The 21315-nt window shown below is 57.2% G+C and carries 17 protein-coding genes and 1 pseudogene; 13 read left to right on the top strand and 5 right to left on the bottom strand.

Features of this window, described 5'->3' with window-relative positions; genetic code table 11:
- Nucleotides 1-460, bottom strand: a pseudogene (locus tag IEX53_RS22270) (hypothetical protein); the annotation flags it as partial.
- A 225-nt stretch (nt 461-685) separates the two neighbouring features.
- Between IEX53_RS22270 and IEX53_RS22265 the strand changes: the two are divergent.
- The 4 genes from IEX53_RS22265 to IEX53_RS22250 are packed head-to-tail and all read left to right on the top strand — an operon-like array spanning nt 686 to nt 7689.
- A complete protein-coding gene (locus IEX53_RS22265; protein WP_188826372.1) occupies nt 686-3454 on the top strand; it encodes a class I SAM-dependent DNA methyltransferase in 2769 nt (922 codons plus the stop codon).
- Entirely contained in the window at nt 3451-4455 is a 1005-nt protein-coding gene (locus IEX53_RS22260; protein ID WP_188826371.1) for a virulence RhuM family protein, read from the top strand. The genes IEX53_RS22265 and IEX53_RS22260 overlap by 4 nt, the downstream gene beginning before the upstream one ends.
- Nucleotides 4452-6506, top strand: a complete 2055-nt coding sequence (locus IEX53_RS22255) for a pseudomurein-binding repeat-containing protein (protein WP_188826370.1) — start codon at nt 4452-4454, stop codon at nt 6504-6506. Before IEX53_RS22260 ends, IEX53_RS22255 begins: the two co-directional genes overlap by 4 nt.
- Nucleotides 6499-7689: a GIY-YIG nuclease family protein gene (locus tag IEX53_RS22250; protein ID WP_188826369.1), complete on the top strand. Its 1191-nt coding sequence runs from the start codon at nt 6499-6501 to the stop codon at nt 7687-7689. Before IEX53_RS22255 ends, IEX53_RS22250 begins: the two co-directional genes overlap by 8 nt.
- A 282-nt stretch (nt 7690-7971) precedes the next feature.
- On the opposite strand, the gene IEX53_RS22245 is transcribed toward IEX53_RS22250, so the two are convergent.
- Nucleotides 7972-8232 (bottom strand): hypothetical protein, encoded by a 261-nt coding sequence (locus tag IEX53_RS22245; protein ID WP_188826368.1) that lies wholly within the window; start codon nt 8230-8232, stop codon nt 7972-7974.
- Nucleotides 8233-8615: 383 nt separating this feature from the next.
- On the opposite strand from IEX53_RS22245, the gene IEX53_RS22240 reads away from it, so the two are divergent.
- Nucleotides 8616-10052, top strand: coding sequence for a reverse transcriptase domain-containing protein (locus IEX53_RS22240; RefSeq protein ID WP_236016326.1), 1437 nt, complete (start codon nt 8616-8618; stop codon nt 10050-10052).
- A 472-nt stretch (nt 10053-10524) separates the two neighbouring features.
- Here IEX53_RS22240 and IEX53_RS22235 read toward each other — a convergent pair whose 3' ends face one another.
- Entirely contained in the window at nt 10525-11178 is a 654-nt protein-coding gene (locus IEX53_RS22235) for a hypothetical protein (protein WP_188826367.1), read from the bottom strand.
- A 152-nt stretch (nt 11179-11330) separates the two neighbouring features.
- Here IEX53_RS22235 and IEX53_RS22230 point away from each other — a divergent pair, with 152 nt between their 5' ends.
- From IEX53_RS22230 to IEX53_RS22200, 8 genes are all read left to right on the top strand, one after another.
- Nucleotides 11331-11564: a helix-turn-helix domain-containing protein gene (locus tag IEX53_RS22230; RefSeq protein WP_188826366.1), complete on the top strand. Its 234-nt coding sequence runs from the start codon at nt 11331-11333 to the stop codon at nt 11562-11564.
- 1256 nt (nt 11565-12820) lie between these two features.
- On the top strand, nt 12821-12946 hold the full coding sequence (locus IEX53_RS24210) for a hypothetical protein (protein ID WP_268902607.1): 126 nt from the start codon (nt 12821-12823) through the stop codon (nt 12944-12946).
- Nucleotides 12947-13060: 114 nt separating this feature from the next.
- Nucleotides 13061-15460 carry a type VI secretion system Vgr family protein gene (locus IEX53_RS22225; protein WP_188826365.1) on the top strand — a complete coding sequence of 800 codons (2400 nt, stop codon included), beginning with the start codon at nt 13061-13063 and terminating at the stop codon, nt 15458-15460.
- Nucleotide 15461: 1 nt separating this feature from the next.
- On the top strand, nt 15462-16439 hold the full coding sequence (locus tag IEX53_RS22220) for a DUF4123 domain-containing protein (RefSeq protein WP_188826364.1): 978 nt from the start codon (nt 15462-15464) through the stop codon (nt 16437-16439).
- Nucleotides 16436-17194: a hypothetical protein gene (locus IEX53_RS22215; RefSeq protein ID WP_188826363.1), complete on the top strand. Its 759-nt coding sequence runs from the start codon at nt 16436-16438 to the stop codon at nt 17192-17194. The genes IEX53_RS22220 and IEX53_RS22215 overlap by 4 nt, the downstream gene beginning before the upstream one ends.
- 5 nt (nt 17195-17199) lie before the next feature.
- A complete protein-coding gene (locus tag IEX53_RS22210; protein ID WP_188826362.1) occupies nt 17200-18219 on the top strand; it encodes a type VI immunity family protein in 1020 nt (339 codons plus the stop codon).
- A 3-nt stretch (nt 18220-18222) separates the two neighbouring features.
- Nucleotides 18223-19035, top strand: a complete 813-nt coding sequence (locus IEX53_RS22205; protein WP_188826361.1) for a hypothetical protein — start codon at nt 18223-18225, stop codon at nt 19033-19035.
- 53 nt (nt 19036-19088) lie between these two features.
- Nucleotides 19089-19391, top strand: a complete 303-nt coding sequence (locus IEX53_RS22200; RefSeq protein ID WP_188826360.1) for a PAAR domain-containing protein — start codon at nt 19089-19091, stop codon at nt 19389-19391.
- Nucleotides 19392-19621: 230 nt separating this feature from the next.
- Here IEX53_RS22200 and IEX53_RS22195 read toward each other — a convergent pair whose 3' ends face one another.
- Entirely contained in the window at nt 19622-19954 is a 333-nt protein-coding gene (locus IEX53_RS22195) for a hypothetical protein (RefSeq protein ID WP_188826359.1), read from the bottom strand.
- A gap of 493 nt (nt 19955-20447) precedes the next feature.
- The gene (locus IEX53_RS22190; protein ID WP_188826358.1) at nt 20448-21197 is read right to left on the bottom strand and encodes an ATP-dependent metallopeptidase FtsH/Yme1/Tma family protein; all 750 of its coding nucleotides are present in this window, start codon (nt 21195-21197) and stop codon (nt 20448-20450) included.
- Nucleotides 21198-21315: the final 118 nt, after the last annotated feature.

The following is a 21315-nucleotide window of genomic DNA, read 5'->3' as shown; positions in this document are numbered from 1 at the left end:
GCGCGCGCCGAAAGTGGCCGACTTTTGCTCCGCCCCGTGGCCGGTTTTTACTCCGCCGTTGACACAAATCCTCCGGATTGAGGAACATCGAGGGCCGAACGGCGTTGCGCAAAATGATTCTGCCGCCCTCCTCATGCGCCACGAGTGTTTCGCGATATTCGTTCCACGCCGTCGCCAGTTGGCGGCGATATTTGCCGGTACTACCCTCGTTGATCGCCGCTGATAAAACATCGACATCGCGGCTGAAATCCTCACCGCTCGGACTGTTTTGAATTTGTTTTTTGAGCCAGTTCACCGCGCTTTTTTGTGAAAGGACCTGGCGGAGGAACACAAAGGCCAGACCCGCAAAAAGAATGACGATCCCGAGAGCGACAATGCCTGGTGCTGCTTCATCCTTCACAAGATAATTCGCCGCGCCAAGGATGAAGGCGACGACCGACCGTCCGATTTCCTGAAACACTTGAACCCCTGCCCCCACGGCTCGGAACAATGCGAACCGAATAAGCGAAACCTAAACAAAGAGGTCGTCGATAATCAAGGGCTTCAGCCGCAAGTTTATGAACCCGGCAGCTTTTTCGTAACACGGGCGGTGCCGACAAAACTCTTTCGCCCGCTGCCCTGCCGCGATAGGTAGAGCCAACGCAGTGGGCCAATCGCGGCCCCATCGGAAAAGCGACGGGAACCTATGAACGCGGTCGAGATTGAAGAGGCGGTATCGAAGCTTGCGGAAGAGCCGTTCGACGCGGCGGAGTTTCCCTTTCTCTTCCTGCAGGCCTTCAGCAACAAGGAAACCACCCTCAAACGCTTGCGTAAAGGCGAGACTAACAAATCCGACCTTGCCGGCGGCGTGCTGCAGACGAACCATATCCATATCGCTGTCGCCGCGCCGGGGGAGGTTTCGAGCACGCTTGCGGCGCTCAAAAGCAGCCCCGCCACGGCGCGCGCCAAGGCGAAATTCGTGCTGGCGACGGATGGGGAATGGTTCGAGGCTGAGGACCTCGTCTCGGACGCGGCCCTCATCGCCTGTCCTTACGCCGAATTTCCTAACCATTTCGGCTTCTTTCTGCCGCTCGCCGGCATCTCGACGGTGCGCGAAATCCGCGAGAATGCTTTCGATATCCGGGCGACCGGGCGATTAAACCGCCTCTATCTGGAATTGCGCAAGGAAAACCCCGACTGGGACACCAGCGCGCGCCGACCGGACATGAACCATTTCATGGCGCGGCTGATCTTCTGCTTCTTCGCCGAAGACACCGACATTTTCAACGGCACGGGCCTCTTCACCGCCACCATCGACCAGATGAGCGCGCGCGACGGGTCGGACCTCGATTTCGTCATTGCCGAAATTTTCCGGGCGATGAACACGAAACCTGAGGCCCGCCGCGCGGCGGGCTTTCGCCCCTGGGCGGACGGTTTCCCTTATGTGAATGGCGGGCTGTTTTCCGGCAGCCTCGATGTCCCGCGCTTCAACCGCACGGCGCGCTCCTATCTCCTTAATATCGGCAGCCTCGACTGGAAGCAGATCAACCCGGATATTTTCGGCTCGATGATCCAGGCCGTCACCGACGATGAGGAACGCGGCGCACTGGGCATGCATTACACCAGCGTTCCGAACATCCTGAAAGTGCTGAACCCGCTGTTTCTCGATGGTTTGCGCGCGAAGCTGGAGGAGGCCGGCGATAATCCGCGCAAGCTCCTGAACCTGCGCAATCGCATGGCGCGAATCCGGGTGTTCGACCCCGCCTGCGGGTCGGGCAATTTCCTCGTCATCGCCTATAAGGAAATGCGGTTCATCGAGGCCCAAATCAACCGGCGGCGAGGAGAGAGCGACCGCAAGAGCGACATTCCGCTCACCAATTTCCGCGGCATAGAACTACGTGATTTCCCCGCTGATATCGCCCGCCTCGCCCTCATCATCGCGGAATATCAGTGCGACGTGCTCTATCGCGGTCAGAAGGAGGCGCTCAAGGACTTCCTGCCGCTCGATTCCCAGAACTGGATTACCTGCGGCAATGCACTGAGGCTCGATTGGCTGTCGATCTGCCCGCCCACCGGAACCGGCGTTAAGCATCACGCGGAAGACTTGTTCCACGCACCGGTAGACCAGGCGCAGATCGACTTCGAGAACGAGGGCGGCGAGACGTATATTTGCGGGAACCCGCCGTATCTTGGATCCAAATGGCAATCCGATGAACAGAAATCGGACCTTGGCGGGATATTTGACGGACGAACCAAGAACTGGAAATCGCTCGATTACGTGGCGGGCTGGTTCATGAAGGCGGCAGACTACGGCAGGCATACTTCCTCAGCTGCTGCTTTCGTGTCGACCAACTCCATCTGCCAAGGACAGCAGGTGCCTGTTCTCTGGCCGCTGATTTTCGAGACCGGGCACAAGATTGCTTTTGCGCATACCTCGTTCAGATGGGCCAACCTCGCGAGCCATAATGCGGGCGTGACTGTTGTCATTGTCGGCATTTCTGATCGCGTTGGCCCATTTCGCAAACTCTTTTCAATTACCGAAAGCGGGGAGGCCACCACTAAGGATGCCGCAAATATAAACGGGTACCTCATCCCAGGCGACAATATTGAAGTTCTTGCACTACCCAAGCCGCTCGATGAGAGAAGTACAATGCAGTTCGGAAATCACACCTATTATGGTGCTGATCTACTGCTAACACGGCGAGAAGCGGAAGAAATTACTTCGCATTGGCCAAACGCGTCTAAATTTTTTAGACCATTCCTCGGCTCTCAAGAAGTTATCTCCGGTGTACCACGCAAATGTCTCTGGATTGATGACCATGAGCTCACAGAAGCTAGGGGAATTCCTGCAATTGAAACCCGACTACGCAAAATAGAGATCGCTCGTGCGAACCAGAAAAGCGATAAATCCGCGCAAAAACTCGCGCAGAAGCCACATAAATTTCGAGAGGCATTCGTCGGAAGGCAGCATGCTATTGTCATGCCTGCGATCTCATCCGAAAATCGTCCCTTTCTGCCCGTCAGCGTTGTAAGCTCCGAACACATCATAGGACACAAATGTTACGCCCTCTACGACGCTCCACTCTGGAACATGGCGATCATCGCCTCGCGCCTACATTGGATGTGGATTGGAACGGTATGCGCAAGACTGGAAATGCGTTTTTCCTACTCCAACACTCTTGGCTGGAACACCTTCCCTGTCCCCACCCTCACCGACAAGATGAAGGCCGATTTGACGCGCTGCGCCGAGGATATCCTTTTGGCGCGCGAGGCGCATTTCCCGGCGACGATCGCCGATCTCTACGACCCTGAGAAAATGCCCGCGAACTTGCGCGAGGCGCATGACCGCAACGACGAGGTAATGGAGCGCATCTATATCGGCCGCCGCTTCCGCAATGACACCGAGCGCCTGGAAAAGCTGTTCGAGATGTATACGAGGATGGTATCTTCAGGGGAAAAACGGGGGAAAGCATGAGCGATCTGATTCTCTATTCCACGGAAGATGGGCAGACCCGTATCAACCTGCGGGTGGAGGGGAACACCGTCTGGCTCACCCAGCTGGAAATCGCGGAACTGTTTCAGACTAGCAAGCAGAATGTTTCGCTTCACACGAAAAACATATTTAATGACAAAGAGTTAGTCGAAAATTCAGTTGTCAAGGATTCCTTGACAACTGCCTCTGACGGCAAACGCTACCTCACCAAACTTTACAACCTCGATCTGATCCTCGCCATCGGCTATCGCGTTCGCTCCCCGCGCGGTGTCCAGTTCCGCCAATGGGCAAGCAGACATTTGAAGGAGTTCTTGATCAAGGGCTTCGTCATGGATGACGAACGCCTGAAGAATCCAGGCGGATGGGATTATTTTGACGAACTTCTGGCGCGCATCCGCGACATTCGCGCCTCCGAAAAGCGATTTTACCAAAAAGTCAGGGACCTTTTTGCGCTCAGCTCCGATTACCGTGTGCTCGAGCGGGACACGCAGATTTTCTTTGCCGAAGTCCAGAACAAGCTGCTCTACGCCGTCACGCGCCACACTGCCGCAGAATTGATCGTGAAGCGCGCCGACCCGGAAAAACCCAACATGGCCTTGACCAATTGGAGTGGTTCGCGTGTGCGCAAAGAGGATGTCATCGTCGCCAAGAATTATCTCTCCGCCGATGAGGTCGATACCCTCAACCGCCTGGTGGTAATTTTCCTCGAACAGGCTGAATTGCGGGTCAAGCAGCACAAGGATTTGACGCTGGATTTCTGGCGCGAGAATGTCGACAGAATGCTTGCCTTCAACGATCAGCCTGTTTTGAACGGGACGGGTTCCATCAGCCGTGAGAGGGCGAAAGAATTGGCCCATGCGCGGTACGACATTTTTGACGAGAAGCGCCGTATTGCCGAAGCCAGCGCGGCGGACGCCGCCGACATGCAAGAACTAGAGCAGCTCGAAGCTGAAATCCGGCGCAAGACAAGAGACATAGAATGACCAAATCCATTCCCACCGTTTCGGTTTCCTACGCCGCCAATGGCAGTTCGGCCAAAGCCAATGCGCTCGGCATGCGGCCGATGCAGGAGCAGGCTTACGGAAAGCGCGGTGAGCAATATCTTCTTATCAAATCGCCGCCTGCCTCAGGCAAGAGCCGGGCGCTCATGTTCATCGCCCTCGACAAGCTCCATAACCAGGGATTGAAGCAGGCAATTATCGTCGTGCCGGAAAAATCCATCGGCTCCAGCTTCAACGACGAACCCCTGACGAAATTCGGCTTCTGGGCCGACTGGACGGTTCAGCCGAAATGGAACCTTTGCAACGCGCCCGGCAATGACAATGGCGGCAAGGTCAATTCGCTTGGCGCATTCCTCGAAAGCGATGACAAGATGCTGGTGTGCACCCACGCCACCTTCCGCTTCGCGGTGGACAAGTTCGGCATCGAGGCCTTCGACGACCGCCTCATCGCGGTTGATGAATTCCACCACGTTTCCGCCAACCCGGATAACAAGCTGGGCCTGCATCTGGGCCAGTTCATCGCCCGCGACCGCGTGCATATGGTGGCCATGACCGGCTCCTATTTCCGCGGCGATGCGGAGGCGGTGCTCGAACCCCAGGATGAGGCGAAATTCGAAACCGTCACCTATACCTATTACGAGCAGCTCAACGGCTATGAATATCTGAAGCAGCTCGATCTCGGTTATTTCTTCTATTCGGATTCCTACGCCGACAGCATTCTTGATGTGCTTGACCCTACCCAAAAGACGATCATCCACATCCCCAATGTCAATTCGCGCGAAAGCACGAAGGATAAGATCAGGGAAGTCGAGCACATCATCGACGCGCTGGGCGAATGGCAGGGAGCCGACCCCGCCACCGGCTTCCAGCTAGTAAAAACCCGTGATGGCCGTGTGCTTCGCATCGCCGATCTGGTTGATGACGACCCGGTCAAGCGCGAGCGGGTTTCCGCCGCTTTGAAAAACCCGAGTGAGAAGAACAACCGCGACCATGTCGACATCATCATCGCGCTCGGCATGGCGAAGGAGGGCTTCGACTGGATTTGGTGCGAGCATGCGCTTACGGTCGGCTATCGCTCGAGCCTGACCGAGATCGTGCAGATCATCGGCCGCGCCACGCGCGATGCGCCGGGCAAGACCCGGGCGCGCTTCAGCAATCTTATCGCTGCGCCCGATGCTTCCGATGAGGCAGTCACCGAGGCGGTAAACGACACGCTGAAGGCGATTGCCGCCAGCCTTCTGATGGAAAAAGTGCTCGCGCCGCGTTTCCAGTTCACGCCCAAGACACCTCAAAGCGAGCCGGTCAAGGATTTTGATTATGGCGAGGCCGGTTATGATTACGACAAGACCAATTACGGCTTCGATGACAAGACCGGCCGGTTCCATATCGAGATCAAGGGTCTCGTCACACCAAAGAGTGTGGAAGCGCAGCGGATTTGCGAGCAGGACCTGAACGAGGTCATCGCCGCCTTCGTGCAGGACAAGACGACGATCGCCCGAGGCCTGTTCGATGGTGAGCATGTCGGCGGCGAAACCCTGGCGGAGGAACTGACCCAGTTGCGCATGGGTAAGATCGTCAAAGAGAAATATCCCGAACTGGATGATCTGGATCAGGAAGCGGTGCGTCAGCATGCCATCGCCGCGCTGAACCTCACGCAGAAGGCAAGCCAGGCAGCGCATGGCGACGGCGGAAAGACAAACACCGCGTTCATCGACGGCGTGCGCCGATTTGCGGTGGACGTAAAAGAACTGGATATCGATCTGATCGACCGCATCAACCCGTTTGGCGAGGCCTATGCCATCCTCGCCAGGACCATGAGCGAGGAGAGCCTGAAACAGGTGGCGAGCGTGATCGGGGCCCGGCGCGTGAACCTCACCATCGATGAGGCGCGGGACCTTGCCAAACGCGCGCTGACGTTCAAGCGAGAACGTGGCCGCTTGCCTTCGATCACCTCGCCGGACCCTTGGGAAAAACGCATGGCCGAAGGCATCGCCTTCCTTCAGAGGATGAAGGCGGAGACGGCGCGTGGCTAAGCAATTCACCGATGAGGATGATGAGCTTCTGGCGGAGCTTGGCGTCGAGCTTGAGACGAAGCAAGAGGCGGCCCGGACACCGCGCGAGGAACGGATTATCGCCGGCTTCGAGGAAATCCAGCGCTTCGTTGAGCGGAATGGGCGCATTCCCCGGCATGGCGAAGATGGCGATATCTTCGAGCGGCTCTATGCCGTGCGCCTCGATCGTATTCGTGCGTCTGACGAGTGCCGCGTTCTTCTGGAGCCGCTTGACACCCAAGGGCTTTTGACCGGCACGGAGCCCGGCCCAGCCGCCGTTTCGGACGAAATCGGCGATGACGAGCTCCTAGCGGAGCTGGGTGTGGGGGCCCAGGCACCCGACATCACGGAGCTCAGACACGTCCGTTCGAGCGCCGAAAAGCGGACGGCGGAAGAGATCGCCAACCGGCGGAAATGCGAGGATTTCGACCGGTTCAAGCCGCTCTTCGACGCGGTGCAAAAGGACCTTGCGGCCGGCATGCGGCAGACCAAGCCTTTCGAGCGCAAATCGGAGATAACGGCTGGCCGTTTCTATATCCTCGGCGGCCAAAAAGCCTATGTGGCATCGATGGAGGAGCCCTTCACCAATGAGAACGGCTATGTCGATGCTCGCCTCCGCGTGATTTTCGACAACGGGACGGAAAGCAATTTGCTCATGCGCTCCCTCCAGCGCGCCCTGCAAAAGGATCCCGCCGGACGGCGGATCGTCGACCCCTCGGCAGGGCCGTTATTCGCGGACGAAAATGAGGAGGGAGATGACGCGAGCGGCATTGTCTATGTGGTACGAAGCAAATCGGATCACCCCGAAATTGCCGCGCATCGCGACGTGCTGCACAAGATCGGCGTGACCGGCGGCGACCTCACGCGGCGTCTTGCCAATGCGAAGCTTGATCCGACTTTTCTCATGGCGGAAGTCGAGATCGTCGCAACCTACGAGCTCTATAACATCAACCGGACCCGGCTTGAGAACTTGATTCACCGTATATTCGGGCCAGCCCGTCTCAACATCGAAATCACGGACCGCTTCGGGCAGCCCGTCATCCCGCGTGAATGGTTCCTTGTGCCCCTCTTCGTGCTCGACGAGGCGATCGGGAAGATTAAGGACGGAACGATCACCGGCTACGTTTATGACCCGCAGACCGCGTCGCTCGTCCGCGCGGACTGAAAAGCGCACGGGGAACGCCAACCGGATAGGCCGGTGATCAAAGCTATCTCTAACTCCCTCGCCGTCAGCGTCATTAGTACCATGCCCCGAACCCCGACAGCGCCCGGCCCCTCCTCGCGTCGGAGTCGAAGACGATCGAATGATTTCGGCGAACCTTCGCCGAATGCGGTGTTGCCAGTCACCAGCGCGATTCCTGAGGCGGCGGCTACCCAGCGCTGACGATCAGCTCCTGCGTTGCACGTGTCGATTTTGAAATTTGTGTTTTTGGCGGAGACTGAGCGACTAAACCCAGTTGCTCTGGCGTATTGGATTATAATCTTCGGCTATTGTGGGAAAAGTGTAGCGGAAGAACTGGTTACGGGGGCCTGATGGCATGGCGGCTTGTAAATTGCCGGTCTCAAGTCGGCCTCGCATCGACGATTTCTGCTCACGCGAGAAGCGGCCATTATGCATGGCGATGTCGCCGTCCGCAATGGGCCGAGAGCGGTCAGGCAGCTTGTAGAAAGCGAGACCGGTGAAGCCGACATTCAAATGTTCAAACACCTCTGTTCGCATCTCGCCCGTGTCAATTATTATCTGATGAATTTCTTGTTTAAAAATGTATCTCCCCATCTTGAACTTATATCTGTTCGCTTCGATATTTCTCGGTATCCGTTCACGATGGGTGACTTGGGGGAGCGGAGAATTACTTGAAGCTGTCAAGCCCGAAAGCCGCCAGCAGAATTGCCATGATGTCCATCCGGACCTCCATGTGTAGCTGGACGCTCAAGGTACATGGCGAGCAATCGTCCATGCAGCTAATATAGTCCATTATCTCGACTATTTGTGCCGTAAGGGTATCCCATACCCGCTTTAAACAGTCGGGGGCGAAAGATTGACCGGATGCACAACGGTTCTTTTGCCCCCTCTCGCCTCTGAGGACTACAGTGAAGGCATGGACTGCTTCTGTCAGGCGTTATCCGCATTTCGATCCCGTCATATCCGATGCCAAAGCTGAGGCGGTCGTGACCGATCCGACCCGCGTCGCAAAGCATACTTTCTACCCGTTTCTAAAATACGATGAGGGCTGGACCGTTTACGCGGAGAAAGGCAAACACGGTAAACGAAAGGATCGGCCTATCCGTTTTGCGGCAAGGCTCGATAGCTGTATTTTTTCCTATTACCGCCATCTCCTCTCAGTGCCTTATGAAGCTCGACTTCAGGCGGAAGGACTGTCTGATTCTGTCATTGCTTACCGGCGTATTCCGAAAAATAAGGGCGGCGGCGGAAAGAGCAACATCGATTTTGCTCTTTCTGCTGTCGAGGCAATTCAGTCTCAAGGTAATTGCTGCACCATCGCGTTAGACATCAGCAGTTTCTTCGAAACACTTAATCATGAGCGCCTTCGTGAAGTGTGGACCGAACTGCTTGGCGTCCCGCGACTGCGTGATGACCACTTCAAAGTCTACCGAGCGATAACTCGGTACGCTCAAGTCGATGTCGTAAAGGCCTACACTCGACTTGGATTATACGGCGACAAAACGGACCGTAACGGCAAAGTTCGTCCTGGCTATTTAAAAGCCAAAAGTGAAATACCTGTTCAGCTTTGCGATGGACGAACATTTCAGGCGAAGATCGCGCGATCCGCCACCCAACCATCGATCATTGAAGTCAATAAGCTCGATGTGGGTGTTCCTCAGGGCGCACCATTGTCAGACCTCTTGGCAAACGCCTACCTCCTGGAATTCGATAAATACCTTCGTGACATCTGCAGCAAATTCAGCGGCCGGTTCTTTAGATATTCGGACGACATCCTAGTGATCACGCCGATTCCGGAAGTAGATGCACTCGAGTTGGAAAAGGAAATCCGAAACGCGATCACTACCTACGGTAAGGGACTTCTGATAAAGGAGGAGAAGTCCGCTATTCATCGCTTCGAGGTTGGAGGCAGCAGACAAACGGTTCGCACGATCAAAGCCAGTGATAAAGATGGCAAGACGATGCCGAACAAGCCGTTCGAATATCTCGGCTTTCGCTATGACGGGAGACACGTGTTCATTCGTGATAAGACGATGAGCAATCTTCATCGAAAAATCGCATCTGTATGTAGGGTGACTGCCATTCGTCAGGTGAAGCGATATCAGGGAAAGACAATCCACGACATTCTTGCTCTGACCGACATTGAGAAGCTTATTCAGGCTTTCGGTTCAGTCGAAGACTTCCATTTGAAAGCCGGCGACTATCGCTCGTGGACATTCACCACTTACGCCAAACGAGCATCAAAAACGATGGGAGCGTTAGGTAAGCCAATCGCGCGACAGATAAAGAACCTTCGTAGCGCAATCCGTCGAAGGCTGGAATATGAGCTTACACGCGCGCGGTAGACGTTCGCTCATCCGTGTGGAAAACGCATCGCTGAGGGCGAAGCGCAGTGGCTCGCGACGCCGTTTCCGACGGTCAGCAGGACGAATAGCGGATCGTTTTGCGGTCGAGATAATGTGGCAGACCCGCCGTTCCGAGAGGCCGATCATAGCCTACAGATGCGCGATGAACCTCACCCCCAGGTATGCCCAGTTTTGAGTTCGCTCCAGCGTAAGCGTCCGGTCAACCTTTATTTCCAGCCTTGGCGATATTCCAAGGCAATCGCTCGATCCTGTGGATAGGGTGGTCGGCGATGTGGTTACCGATGCGACAAACGTCGAACTCAATGGGCTCGGCCCGACGCTGGTCCCACGAACATACCACCGCTTCGCTGAATCGAATGGCGGAGGCGTTCAGCCAGCGTCTTCGAAACAGCCGCCTCCGGTGCATACGTATGGTGGAGACTTTGAAACCGGCGATCTTCGAGGGCGCCTTTCATGGCGCGTCCCCATTCCGCATGATACGCAAAATGTCTTCAAGCGCCGAGTGTACCAGAGGCCAAGGAAACTCCGTGCAATCTCCGGAAGATTGCCCCTCACGCAGGACCACATCGAGCTTGCCCGCCACGCCGGCAAGCGTCGTGGCGGGTGTGTCTGTCAGGGCCTCCACCAGTTCCTCCTTATGGATGGCGGCAGCCTGTTCCGCCCGCTTGGCGGCGGAATAGCCGATGCGTTCGTCCTCGGCGTCCCAGCGGGCCTGATGGGCGGCGAAATCGGTCTCGGCCTTAGCGCGGATATCGGCAGAGGCGGAATCGCTGCCAAAATAACTCCCGATGTCGCCCTCCCACCAGATGGAGAAGGTGGCATCTTCGTCCGGCAGATAGACCTTCGCGTGCGGAAAGCCGATGGTATTGACGAGCTGGGTCTCCAGGCGCTGCTGTTTCTCCCACAGGGCAACGGTGTTGAGACAAGCGGACTGCCACGCGTTCCAGAGTTGCCGCGCGGGATCGGAGGCAGCATTGCCAGCCAGCGCTTCGGCGGCATCCGCGCCAGTTTCAAACGACAACATCGCCGTGGTCGCCATCGTGCCCGACAGCAACATCCTGCGCGTGACGGAAGGCAAAGTTCTGCTATTGTCGGAATCAGCCATTGATCCGAGCTCCTGATCAGCTTGGGTTATGGTCAGGCTGAGCAGAGTGTTCGAGCACCCTGTTCAGCCGTCTGCGCAAATGCAGATTGACACATCTTACCTTCTAGTTTCGGCGAATCAACAAAATTCGCCATAATATGGCGATTTATGGAATGACGCCTGTACAGTGCCGAATGGCCCGCGCTGCTCTTGGATTGGGTGTTCTAGATCTTGCCAAGCTGGCCGATGTTTCCACCAACACAATTGTCCGTTTCGAACGGGGAGAAGCCCTCAAGCAGATGACAGTCGATCATCTACGCAGCGTTTTAGAGGCTGCAGGTGTCGAGTTCATTCCCGAAAACGGCAGCGGCCCGGGCGTACGACTGGCGAAGAACACCATGCGTTGATGGATAAGCAGCTCAATGACTCGCCACGGATTCTCCGATCATCAGCCGTTGCTCTATCGGTCAGTGGGGAAGCATCCCGAGCTCAGTCTCGATCGGCATCTGGCGGATCGGGTCAACAGCCGTCTGGTGAGGCCGAAGCGATGGTCCGTAGGCTGCTGGAAACCGACGGGATGTGCTGGTCGCCATTGCCACGCGGTTGAAGGATGTCGAGCGTCATGACTGGTGAATAGGTGAACGCCCTCCTTATGGCTCACGACGGTTGTCCCACCTGACGAAAACCCACGGAGCGGCTCCGAAATCGCGATTCCGATCGGCGCCACTCCGATTCACTGTTCCCGAACGCCGATCCCAAAGTCACGTAAATCGATTCTGATCTGCGGATGTTGGATTCCCGCCCCGGTACCGGCACCGTTGAGAAGAGTTAGGGGACCTGCCGTCGACAGCCGCCCAGATGGTGAAGACTACGAGAAGATGATGACGCAAAACCCCAGTCGAGATGCCCCACCACGATATAGCAGGAAAGGCTTCAGGGTACCTTGTCGAGAGTTGTGATGTTGTCCACCCCGATGGCGGCATCTCCACCTGTCGGCAATGCGCTGTATCAAGTCCTATGCAAATCAATTCCCATTAGGTCAAAGCACCATGCCTCGGTCTACATTACGAGCAACTCTAAATACATCATCTCAATTCACCCTTTCGCGATTCCTGTTCCAGTTTTGTCGTTGCCAAAGTCCCGATGTGGTGATTCCCGGCAAACCGCGTTTGCCGGACGAAGACGGTCCGACCGGCGATTAGAGACGATCCAGCCCTCCCTGTCGAAATGTCAGCACAGGCAGGCGCACTTGCCCTTGCATGGCCTGCACTGCGCCGCGATAGCTCTTGCCTGCTTCAGCGCCATCTCGCACGAACCGTAGACATCCTCTGTGAAGGTCCGCCAGACATAATGCCGCACCGTTGAACGCGCACCTTCCAGCTTTCGCAGTGGGTCTCTTTTCTGGGCTCGTCCCGGAAGATACCGTAATTTCCAATATCCTTATGCGGCGCTGGATGTTCCGTCGTTTGTTCCCCGTTTCCGTTCCGTTATTCCATGCAACCAGTAAGCGTTTTTTCATTCATGATAATATTCGTGTGATTGATCAGCGTTACACGTTCTGGTAAAGGTTTTCTGTCGCTTAAGCTTGGGCAAGGGTGGGGACTTTGCGCGACATCACGTCGATTGTTTGAATTTGATATTTCAAATGGAGGGGACGGGAACCATGCCAGTTTATCTGCGGATTTATGGCGTTCGTAGCAACGTCACGCACAAACCGCATCGCATCACGAGCGGCGCGTTCTCACCAATAATCACCTTCTACAATCTCGCCCGCATGAAATCCGCCTGATCGGCTCCGTCACGATGCTTCGGCACCGTTCCCAATTCATTGGGGCAGCGCGTTGTCGGGTGATCTGATTTATTGCATCCATCCAAACCGTCCGAAATCAGGGAGGGGCTTCCCATGAATACTCAGCCGACCGGTGGAGATTTTGTCCAGGCCAGCCGTACCCTGCGGGTGTCTTCGCCACTGGGCGAAAACGTCCTCCTAGCCGAGCGGCTGACGGTGAACGAGGCGGTCAATGACCTCTTCACAATCGAGCTGGTTCTTCGCTCCAAAAAGACCATCGCCCCGGCTGACCTCATCGGCAAGATGGTCGATGTCGAGCTGGAGGCGACAGCCGGACAGTATGGCCAGAATTCCATCTACCGGCCTTGGAACGGCTTGGTGACGACGATATCGGAAGGCCCCGCCGTCACCCGCGGCTTCCGGCACTACCGGCTGACGGTCCGCCCGCAGCTTTGGCTGCTGTCGCAGAAATCGGACTGCCGCATCTGGCAGAACCAGACGGCCATTGATGTGCTCAATACGCTCCTGAGCGAGCATGGCCTGCCCGCCGCCAATACGGGAGGGGTACTGGGAAAACTCCCGCCGCAGGAATACAGCATCCAGTGGAACGAGACCGACCTCGATTTCCTGAGGCGGCGGCTCGAAGAGGATGGCATCTACTTCTTCTTCATCCATGAGAAGGGACTGCATCGCCTTCACGTTGCGAGCCATGCCTCAGGCTGGCTTGGACCTTGCGACGCCGCGCAGGGCCAGAAGCGCGTCAAAGTGGCGATGGGCTCGACTGACCAGAACCATATCAGCGAGTGGATGCGGAACTACTCCTATGTTCCGGGCGTACGTTCCGGCGGCGATTTCAATTTCGAAACGCCGAGATTCGATGTCCGGGCGACGACGCCATCGCTGGTCTCGCTTCCCGGCAACGCCAAAAGCGAGCTTTACGAATATCCAAACCGGACCGCCACGCTGGATGCGGCGGAGCGCGACAGGAAGCTACGGATGCAGGCGGCGGAAACCGATCACAACCGGGTCTCGGGACGCGGCAATGTGCGCATCCTTGAGCCGGGACGCAAGTTCCAGCCTTACGAGGAAGCCAATCCGGACGCCCGCCATGACGAGCATGTCATCATCCGCGCGCTTCATGAAGCGGTGGACAAGAGCTATGAGACGAACAGCGACGAGCCGGAATACCGCAACAGCTTCGAGGCAATCCCGGCGGGAACCCCGCTGACGCCGCATCGCACCACGCCGCGCCCGAAGATCGACGGCACCCTGACCGGCATCATCGCCGGGCCACCCGATGAGGAAATCCATGTAGACAAGTTTGGCAGGGTAAAGCTCTGGTGGCCTTGGGACCGGCGGGCGAAGAAGGACGGCTCCGACACCAAATGGATCCAGGTCGCGCAAGGCGTGGCGGGCGGCACATGGGGCATGAGCGTTCACCCACGCATCGGCATGCAGGCGATCTGCGCCTTTGAGAATGGCGATCCCGACCGGCCCTATTTGATTGCGCTCGTCACCAACCCCGTCAATATGAGCCCGTATGAACTGCCGGCCAACAAGACCCGTACGGTCATCCGCTCCAAGACCTACAAGGGCAATGGGTTCAACGAGTATTCCACCGAGGACGCACCGGGGCGGGAGAACCAGTTCTTCCACGCGCAGAAGGACCGGACGGAACGCGTTCTCAACGACCGCACCAAGCGGATCGACCGTCACGAGGTGGCAGCCATCGGCGGCAACCGTGTGGTCGAGGTGGGCGGCAACCAGAAGCATGAAATCGGCGGCTCGCTGAACACGGTCGTCGGCGGGACCGGGCCGATGGCGACATTGGCAATAGCGGGCGTTCAGGCGCTGTCTGGCCAGACGGCGGGACTGCTTTCGCAGGCCGCGCAGATCGCCGGCGGCGGTGGAGTCGGCATTGCGGCCTTCGCGACGAGCCTGGCTTCGTCGGCGCTCGGCTTCCTTGGCGCGGGTGGCCTTGCCGCGCGTGAAGGCGTGGTGGCCGGTCCCAGCCCGCGCGCAGACCAGGGCACCGCGCTCGCCGCATCGGGAACAGGCGTCGGCGAGGATGCAAGCGGCCTGTTCCCGCTGCCGGGCATCATGAACACAATCGTCAGCACCTTCAAATCCGACAGCGTCGGCGTGGCGCGCGCTGAACAGATCGGCGTGAGCAAGGTCACCAATGTCGGCCAGACGCAGGTGACGAATGTCGGCAAGGAGCAGCACACCACCGTCGGCAAGAAGATCGATGTGAAGGTCGGGCAGCTCTACAACCTCGTCTCGCACGAGAAATTCCATGGCGAGGCGAAGGTCTGGGAAATCTATTCGGACGACACGATCCTGCTATCGACCAAGGGCGGCTATATCGAGCTCAACAATAGCGGCATCCGCCTGCACGGCCTGAAGATCGACATAGAGGGCAACCAGATCAATTTCAAGAAGGGCGGTCCGGGCGAAGGCGCGTCCTGCCTTAGAGAGATGGCGAAGTCTTCTACGCCGTTCGTAGGGGTCTGATGTGGCGGATAATGGACGCTTGCGCCCCGTGCTTTTGCACGCTGAATCCGGTGTCTTCGCCGTCCTTGACGGCGCACAGTTCGATGACCTGCCAATGGCCTTGTTCGAGGGGGATTTCGTCCACCGCCCGCTTTATCTCGATCGGGGAACCGGCACCGCCGATCAGCTTCGAACCGCGCCACAGCTCGTCTGGCTCGACCGCGACAGGAAACATGCGCTTCGTGACCGGACGGAGGAGAACTACCCAATCAATGAGGCCGTGGTCGACAAGATGTTCGCCTTGGTCGAAGAGCGGCATGCGGTGGTGTTCTGGCTATGTAAGGCAGGCGGCGATGCTCTTTATCGCCATTTGCGCACCATCAACATGGTGAATATACCTGAGGAAGCCGCGAAAAAAGGGAGCCTTGATCCAAGGGACGAGGTTTCCGGCAGGTTCATGCCTGTGCTTTTCAGACACGCCGATCCGAATGTGTTGGCTCAGGTAATGCCCGTCGTGGATCGCCCGCTAATCAAGAAATTCCTCGGCCCTGCCGAGAGTGTTGTTTTTCTTCCTGACGACAAGTGGTCCGAAAGCGGGAAGATTCTCCAGCTCACCAACCCGCAAGGCGATATCCCCGTTCCGGTGGGGCCTATATGTCTTAGCGCCGATCATATCAATCAAATATCGCTCCTACGCGCCCGGTTGGAAATGCCGGTCATCGTCAATGCGTTCATCGCAGACAATGGTCTGGAAGAGCAACACGCGCCCGTTTTCGAAAAAGCCATTCAACGGGCGTATCGCTACGGCCTGCGTGATGAACAAACCTATGTGGCGTTCTTAAAGCTCGAACGCGCATACGGGCCTGATTTCGAATTTCGCCGGGGGCGGGAATTCGTGCTCGAACATCTCCAGGATAGAGATATGAGTGCCGAGGCAAAACTGGCTTGCGTCGTCGCGGAACTTCAAAACGAAAAATTTGAGAGGGAGAAGAGGGGATGACGATATGTGCGACATGCCCCAGCGAATGCGGCAAGGGCATTCCGACGAAGGCACAGACGGACCCAGTCCGTCAGGTGCTCTGTGTAATTTTTTGCCAGGTTCGTCAGGAGTTTTGCGAAGGAAAACACCAAGGCAAGACAAAGTCCCAGGTAGCCAAGGAAAGAGCTGCGACGTCGCGGGCCCTTGATAGCGCGATCAGCAGAAAGTACGGCGCGGGATCAAAGAAGGCGCTCGAGAAGATGCTTCTGGTGCCGTGGGAAAACGCTCCCGCCAGTTGGGGACGGAAGGCGCTTGAGAAAGCCACTCTCGAGAGGCATTTGAAGCCTCTCTACGACAAATTGAAAGCCGAGGCGACGCAAAAACTCGGCAAAATGGCCGTGAAAAAGGCGGCGAGCGGATGGATGAAGCTCGTGCCGGTGTTGAACGTGCTTTCCACGGCTTACGATCTTTATGACGTCGCGTCGACTGGCTATGATCTTTACAAATCCTACCAGGATGCCATGTCCAAATATCAGGGCGACGTCTACCGGGTATCGCCAGACATCGCGATCGACGGCAAGCACGGAGAGTTGAAGGATATCTATGACTTCAAGTTTGACAAGGACCGCTGGCGCAAGGGCCAGCGTGAACTCTACAATAAAGGGTTGCGTGATGCTGGTATCGAAGGGGTGGATGTCGCACGAGATGGTGAGGTTAGCCACAAGACCTGTGCCTGCGATGGCAAGGCACGTAAATCCGGCGTCGCGGGAGCTTGAATACCATGTGGTATGAAGATGCGCTATTTCAGCCGCAGGCCGCAGACCGTCCCGATCCCGATGCGGTCAGTTCCTTCGCGTCGCCGGCTTTCCGCCTCGCGATCCTCTCCTCGGTCCATACTGGCCATCCGTTCAAGCATGTCGATGCCTATTCGAAACTGTTCGACGTCTTCAAGCCAATCCTTCAGCGGGATGCGGAGCGGCTGTTGATGATCGAGACCGCTGGCGGCAATCCGCGGCGGCGCAAGAGCATTAAGGCCGAGGACTGGAAGCCCTTTGAACATCTCGCCGCGAAAGTGCCTGCCGATGACGGCTTTTTCATCGGCTTTCATTATCAGTCAGGCACCGTCGACTTGAAGTTGCAGCATATCGATATTGACAATGTCTTCGACAAGGGGCCGACATCCTTCCTGTTCTCTGTCACTGGCTGTGTTCAGCTCGATGCAACAGTCCCCGTAGCCGAATGGCAATCTGGCGCTCTCGATATCGATAAGCTTCAGGCTGCGCTCAAAGACCTGCCGATCACCACAGGCATTGCCGGGTTCGGCCTCTCGCTTTCGGAAGAGGACGGCACGAATTCAGAAGCGCTTCGCAATCTCCTGCCGATTGCGGAAAAATTCCCGGCACTCGATATTTCGCGCAACCGCTACCGCGAATGGGAGGGCTATGACGAGAAAAAGCCGGGCCTTTACTGGCTGGCGGGCATCAATTGGCTCACCTTCGTTGGAGAGCCTCTTTTGACGGTCCTCGGCGGTGCCGATGCGGTTTCTCAGGGTTTGCCCGATGCGATCAAGGTGACCAAAACCCCGAACTGGGTAATGTTTCAACTGGGCGACAGGCCGATTACCGGCGAGGCAGGCGTGGATGACGATCTTCTTCCGCTCTACCACGCGCTTGGTGCAAAGCTCCAGCCGGTACATGGTAGTCCGGAACGCCGCCGAGCCTCGGTATTCGGCAGAACCAACACGGATAAATCGATTGAGTGGCAACGCCGCTTTTACGACGGCAAGTGGTTCGGGAAATAGATCATGAGACAGCTAGGCTTCGAAACTGTTTTTACAGCCCAATCGCCGAAAGGTCCTGGGCTCCGTATCGATCTCAAGGCCGCCTATGAAGCGGCTAAATTATTGGATACGGTGCCGGACGGGTCGCTGAAGCCGGCGCTAGCCCTTTTCGCCGCAATCAACAAAACCGCAGGACCGGCTCGCCCTTCGGCTTCGGGGCCGCGGCAACTCTTCTTTTCGCTGAGCGAACCGGTTGCATCGAAGGGCTGGCGTATCGCAATGCTCCTGAACCTAGTGGACAATGCCACCTTCGACAACGATGGAGGCCCCGTCTCGGAAATTGTGCAGCGTGTTACTGTTGAGTCCGATGCGCTGGCCGGTCGAAACTGGGCGGACATTGCCGGCGAACTGGATGCTCGCAAGAACGAGGCGCGAAAGACCATGACGGAAGTCTTGCCGCCCGATTACGAGGTACACGAAGATCTGGGTAGGCAATGGCCAGCGGATGGGCGGGAATGGATGTTCAAAATCCGTCTGCATCCGGCACGTCCGCTGACGACCGACGAAATAACTCGGTCCCGATCGCTAGTGGAGTCGATTGACAGTCTGATGGCCTGGACCGCATTCGAGACGGAAAAAACGCCCTACGAGATTCTGAGTTCCGGTGTTGTCCCATACCCGGTTGAGGTGATCGCCGAGGCGGACACTGTCGGTATCGAACTGGAAATGCCGCCATCAGGCATGGCGCTGCCGGCGGTTTTGATGGAGGAGGCCGTATCCGCCGTATCCGGATCAAAGCCACGGAGTTGGGACATTGATATCGAAGAGGGCTGGTAGCGCCCAGATTTTACGCGCCGCACCAACGGCTTCTCGGGTACACGGAGTGAACTATGGTATCTCAACCGGTCACGCTCAAAGGCCACATGCATGTCTGCCCGATGTGCGATCCGGGTCCCAAGCCGCATGTTGGAGGCCCGGTCGTCTCGACGGGGCAGAGCTTCGTCACCGTAAACGGCATTCCCATCGCGACCGTCGGGGACAAATGCCTCTGTTCCGGCGTGCCAACGACGGCAGCCATCTCGGCAGGCTCTTCGGTTGCCAGTATCAACGGCAAGAAGATCGCGCGCTCAGGAGATGCCTGCGAGCATGGTGGCCGCCTCGTTCAAGGCGTTTCGTGGATTACGTTTGAGTAGGGACGCCGTCGGCGGCCCTTCCCCTCCTCGACACCATGAACGCCATCGTCGGTTAGCAACCCGGCAGAATTTGTGGGCGATGATTTGGCCGCCTTTTTTTCCGATTCTTCGGCAAACATCGTTATCGGGAGTAACGGGGAGAATACGTCGGGATAGTTGGAAACGCTGTTTGTGCGGATTGGATAGCTGGAGATGGATCGGCTACATATAGGCATCGGGCCATCTGCTCTCTAATTTGAGGCCACCGATTTCGGTTTCAGGTGCCGCTTTGGCCGGAAGGGGAACAAACCATCCGAGTAACGGTCAGCCAAGTCGTCGAAGACAGCCTCGCTTTCCCGCACATTGAAGCCTTGCCGTTCGAGCCCATCCACGATGGCTTCGGAAAGCTTGTCCAGGGCGGCTCGAGCATCGGGCCTCCCCTGAGCGGCTATGATCATCTGCCAGAGCAGCATCCTCGCCAGATCGTCCCGCGACGGCCGGCGTCGGGTTTGGGCCTCGTCTCTGACGCGCTGCTGGCGAATGGCCTGTTCTGCATTGCGTTGATTCTTCGATTTCCTGGGCATGGCTCTCTCCTTTTCGAGGAGCCTTATTCTCGATGCAGGCCATGCAAGGAACGAATGCCAGTGCCTGTGTTGACAATCCGGCAGGGATAACCGGCACCGGCTCACGGGTGACCAGACGGTGCTTGGACCGCAACCGTCGTTTGGCTCAGAATCGCAAAACGGTAATTTGGCAACGACAACCGAGAAACCGGAATCGCGGATGGGTAAATTGAGATGATGTATTGCAAGGTGCTGGGAACGTCATCCGAAGCATCGGCGCTGTAATCTGAAGGAGATCGCTTTGCGGGCAATTTGAGCGAGTTCGTACCCCGCGGGAACGCCAAAGCATCGCCCCGGGCAGTCGTAATCTTCCGAGAATCGCCATTTCATAAGGCGGAATCGATTGATCTGGCTTCGGACTCGGCCATCCGCACATTGGAATCGGCGTTCCGGATTTTGGAATCGGAGTGGCGCTGATCGGAATCGCGGTTTCGCAGCCACTCCGTGGGTTTCCTCAGGCCGAAGAACCGTCGGCCCCCTTAAACAGCGCCCTCACCTCCTCGCCGGTCATGACACCGGCCTCCCTAAGCCGTTCGGCAATGGCGATCAGCACGTCCCGGCGCTTGTCGAGCAGCGTGCGAGCCATGGCTTCGGCAGCCACCAGTCGGTCGTTGACCCGCTCGGCCAATTGCCGGTCGAGGCTGAGCTCGTTGATGCTTCCCGCCACGGACCGGTAAAGCAGCGGTTGATGATCGGAGAAGCCGAGCCGGGTTTCGGCAGCCACCGCAAGTTCAGTTGCCTTGGCCAGGTCGCTGTCATTGTATCCGCCTGCCCCGGCCACCGCCTCGCCGAAGATCAGCAGTTCAGCCGTCCGCCCCGCCAATTTGCAGGCGATGCTGCGCATCAGCCAGTCCTGCGTTTGCTCAAGATGGTGATGCTGACGGCTGACCACCTGGCCCATGGCACCGATCCCGATGCCGACGGTGATGATCTCGGCGATGTCCATATCACAAAACGCGACCGCATGCCCCGCCTCGTGAATCGCGGTGCGCCAGCGTAGTTCATCCGGGAGTTCCATGTGGCCGGCACGCAGAGCATGCTCGATATCGCTCCAGGTGAGCGGCCGCTGCTGCCTTGCGGCTTTCCGGCGAACTTCACGAACCAGCCGTTCGATATCGGCTCCGGTGCAACCCGTCGCCAGCAAGGCCAGCCGCCGAAGATCGGCATGCTGCTCAGCTGTGACCGTCAGGGTGGCTTCAAGCATTTGGGGATACCTCTCGGTTAAAATCGTCGATGACATCAGCGTCACGGCTAGGGCGTGTCGTCATTTGAGAATACATTTCCTGAGGATTTCCAAATCAGCTTTTCAGTGATTCATAAAG

Source organism: Paramesorhizobium endophyticum, assembly GCF_014640615.1.
In the GTDB taxonomy this organism is placed as follows: Bacteria; Pseudomonadota; Alphaproteobacteria; order Rhizobiales; family Rhizobiaceae; genus Paramesorhizobium; species Paramesorhizobium endophyticum.
Note: the sequence above shows the minus strand (reverse complement) of the source record. Positions and strands in the feature narration are given on the sequence as shown.